This is a genomic window from Flavihumibacter sp. ZG627, assembly GCF_000814325.1.
GTDB lineage: Bacteria > Bacteroidota > Bacteroidia > Chitinophagales > Chitinophagaceae > Flavihumibacter.
Genome location: NZ_JPHF01000027.1, coordinates 1 through 3,003, shown reverse-complemented (window position 1 = coordinate 3,003; position 3,003 = coordinate 1). Strand labels below are relative to the sequence as shown.

Genomic DNA, 3,003 nt, shown 5'->3' with positions numbered 1-3,003 from the left:
GGAGGAAACGCATTACTATCCGTTCGGAACGAAGTTAGCGGCGATCTCTTCGAAAGCTGCCGGTTCGTTACTCAATCGTTATCAATACAATGGCAAGGAGCAACAGAACCAGGAATTTAGTGACGGAAGCGGTTTAGACTGGTATGACTATGGAGCCCGGATGTATGATAACCAGATAGGGCGCTGGATGACCATTGATCCGAAAGCGGATCTGATGCGCCGGTTTTCTCCTTACAATTATGCTTTTGATAATCCTATACGTTTCATTGATCCCGATGGAATGGCACCTACAGACTGGCTGCAGTACAAAACGAAAGACGGTAGTGTTGCAACAGAATGGGTAAGCAGCGTTAAAGACCAGAAGAGTGCGGCAGCTTATGCTCAAAGCCAGGGCGGTAGCGATGCGAAATACATCGGAAAAACAGGCACGGTTTACTCCAACACCAATGGATTGCAAAAGTGGGAGCTGAAAGACCAGAGCTTTAAAGAAGTTGCTTACACGCCTAACCTGCCAGCGGCAAAACCTTCTACAACGACTACAGATGCCAGTAATACAGAACCAGCAGCTACAGGGGGGCAAAAAACATCTAATGAAAGTTTGGCTAAAGGAATAGAAGCTGCACAAACTACAATTGATGCATTGGATAATTCAGCACTGGCTACCATTGAAGCAGGCTTCGAAGCTGCAAACAAGGCAAGTGCCGCTGATGATTTTGTCAAGGGAGCTAAAATTACAAGTAGCGCAAGTAAAGTCTTAGGTGCAGCAAGTCTTGGCTTAACTGTTATTGATGCAGCCAATGATCCTCATGGATGGCAGACAAAGCATTCAATTGATATTGATGCGGCTATAGGGATTGCTTCATTTGCTCCTGGTGTAGGTCAGGTTATTGGAATTGGATGGTTCGTTGGAAACTTGGCTTGCATGGCAGTTAATGATGGAAAAGGTTTAAGTGAAACGATACAGGATGCAGTAAATAAGAAGTAAAGGAAACTACATGAAATTTTATAACAACATTTTTGCTGCAACGTATAATTATTATTCAAGGTTCAAAACTGAAGCGCCATTATTTAGTTCGGTGTGTGTGGTTACAGTTTGTCAGATATTACTTCTGTTTTTGATTATTATATTATTGAAAGTAGCGGGTGTAGTTGATTTTTTTGGAATGCTTCCAAGTAAGTTTTACTTTATACCAATACTTGGATTGTGGTTAGTTTTAAATTTTCGATACTACACAAAAGATAAAGTGCCAGAAATAATTGAAGCTTTTGAACATAAAACTAAATCGGAAAGGCGGATCTGGGGAATCGTGGCGATTGTGTGTTTTATCCTTCCTATAATTATCATAGCAATGCTCTTAAGAAAATAGAAACAGCACATCAATATAATTTTTTGGGCTGCTTAAAACTGACATATAGCAAATCGGAAAGCTCACTCAAAGTAGCTTATCGAAATCCTGAAAACATCAAAAATCAGGACGGTAGTTATTATCCATTCGGGTTAACCATGCAACGGAAAAGAGAAGCAGGAGAAAGAATTTTCTGATGGGTCAGGTTTAGAGATGTATGATTTTGGTGCCCGTAACTACGACCCGCAAATAGGCAGGTGGCATACGATAGATCCACTTGCTGATCAAATGCGCCGCCACTCGCCGTACAACTATGCGTTTGATAATCCTATCCGATATATTGATCCGGATGGAATGGCGCCAACGGATAACTATAAATTGTTAAAAAACGGGAATATAGAGTTGGTCGAAAAGACAGACGATAAAACCGATAAATTGTATGCCACCAATGGTAAGGGAGAAGTCAACGATAAGAAATCAATCGAAGTTGAGAAAGGGGTACTTGATAATATTAAATCAGGAACCGCTAGTGGAGAAGGTGAAACAAAATCTTATAACTATATGCAAGTAAATGGGGAAGAAAAAGCTACACCAGTATTTGAATTTTTGGCGAATAATGCAAATGTAGAATTTTCTATTACCAAGCTTGATGATGATCGGAATTTTATTACAACTTCACATGAGAAAGGTGGTGAAGCAGGCCAACTGGGTATCAGGCAAAATGGAGATTTAAATATAAGTGCTGAGAATATTAAAGAAATCACGCATAGCCATCCCCTGGGCATTAAGACGCCTTCTGGTGCGACTGTTGGCAATGAAAATCCAACTGCAGACGTTTTAAGTGCGCGTTTGTTAGGAGGCAAAAATTCCAATATTAAATTCAGCATATATTCTCCTTCAGACGGAACATATACCCCATATAATGGTAGATCGAAGAAACCTAATTTACCTGAAGTGATTATTACTGCCCCCAAACGCAAAAAAAATTAGACAATGTGGTTTTTTAAAATTACACCCCTTGAAATTGTTTCAAATCGTTTTACTGCTGACATTTTCGACTTGGCAATGTAAAGGCCAGTCTAAAATTGCTGCCGATAGTAATTTTATTTCTTTTCAAGGAAAACTGAAAGAGTTTAAAACTGACAGTTGTTTGATAAATATTATGCGGGCAATTGTTGATGCTGACGTTACGCATCTTAATTACCCACCCAAACTGTTTTATTATGAATTAGAATTCGAGGGAAAAGAAGGAACCAAGGAGATTTACATTAATCCATCTCGGTGGTTGAAATCGTCTACAGTGGACTATAAAGGAATTATACGCATTGGCGATATGAGTTTTCTATGTAAAGGAGATTTTATGAATGATCCTCTTTTCAGGGAAACAGACAGATATGTTGAAGTGAGCCTACAGCGTCCTAAACCATATCGATACGATAGTGTCGATGTTAAGATCGAAATGTTTGCTCGTAATCCGTCCCTTATGGGTAAATACACTTTTTGCAAAGGTGGCCCTATTGATTTGTATATTCTCGTAGGCAAAAAGCTGGAAGGCTTTGAAACAATAAAATAGCAAGGGTTATATTGTACTGTGAATGCAAATGATTATAAGCTGCATCACTCCAGCCCCTTCAGCCTTTCTTTGATGGTGTTGTCG

4 protein-coding genes are annotated in these 3,003 nt (G+C 39.5%); all 4 read left to right on the top strand.

The window, feature by feature from the left end:
- Nucleotides 1–985 (top strand): RHS repeat-associated core domain-containing protein (locus HY58_RS18380; RefSeq protein ID WP_039135624.1); only part of this gene is annotated, 985 nt, incomplete at its 5' end.
- 10 nt (nucleotides 986–995) lie between these two features.
- Nucleotides 996–1,367, top strand: coding sequence for a hypothetical protein (locus HY58_RS19585; protein WP_156123766.1), 372 nt, complete (start codon nucleotides 996–998; stop codon nucleotides 1,365–1,367).
- A 192-nt stretch (nucleotides 1,368–1,559) separates the two neighbouring features.
- Entirely contained in the window at nucleotides 1,560–2,336 is a 777-nt protein-coding gene (locus tag HY58_RS20060) for a JAB-like toxin 1 domain-containing protein (protein ID WP_039135621.1), read from the top strand.
- A gap of 28 nt (nucleotides 2,337–2,364) precedes the next feature.
- The gene (locus HY58_RS18365) at nucleotides 2,365–2,919 is read left to right on the top strand and encodes a hypothetical protein (RefSeq protein WP_156123765.1); all 555 of its coding nucleotides are present in this window, start codon (nucleotides 2,365–2,367) and stop codon (nucleotides 2,917–2,919) included.
- Nucleotides 2,920–3,003 lie beyond the last annotated feature (84 nt).

What these genes read in the sequence shown, in the direction of transcription:
- HY58_RS19585 (WP_156123766.1), top strand. Translation starts at nt 996, where the DNA reads ATGAAATTTTATAACAACATTTTTGCTGCAACGTATAATTATTATTCA.
- HY58_RS20060 (WP_039135621.1), top strand. Translation starts at nt 1,560, where the DNA reads ATGTATGATTTTGGTGCCCGTAACTACGACCCGCAAATAGGCAGGTGG.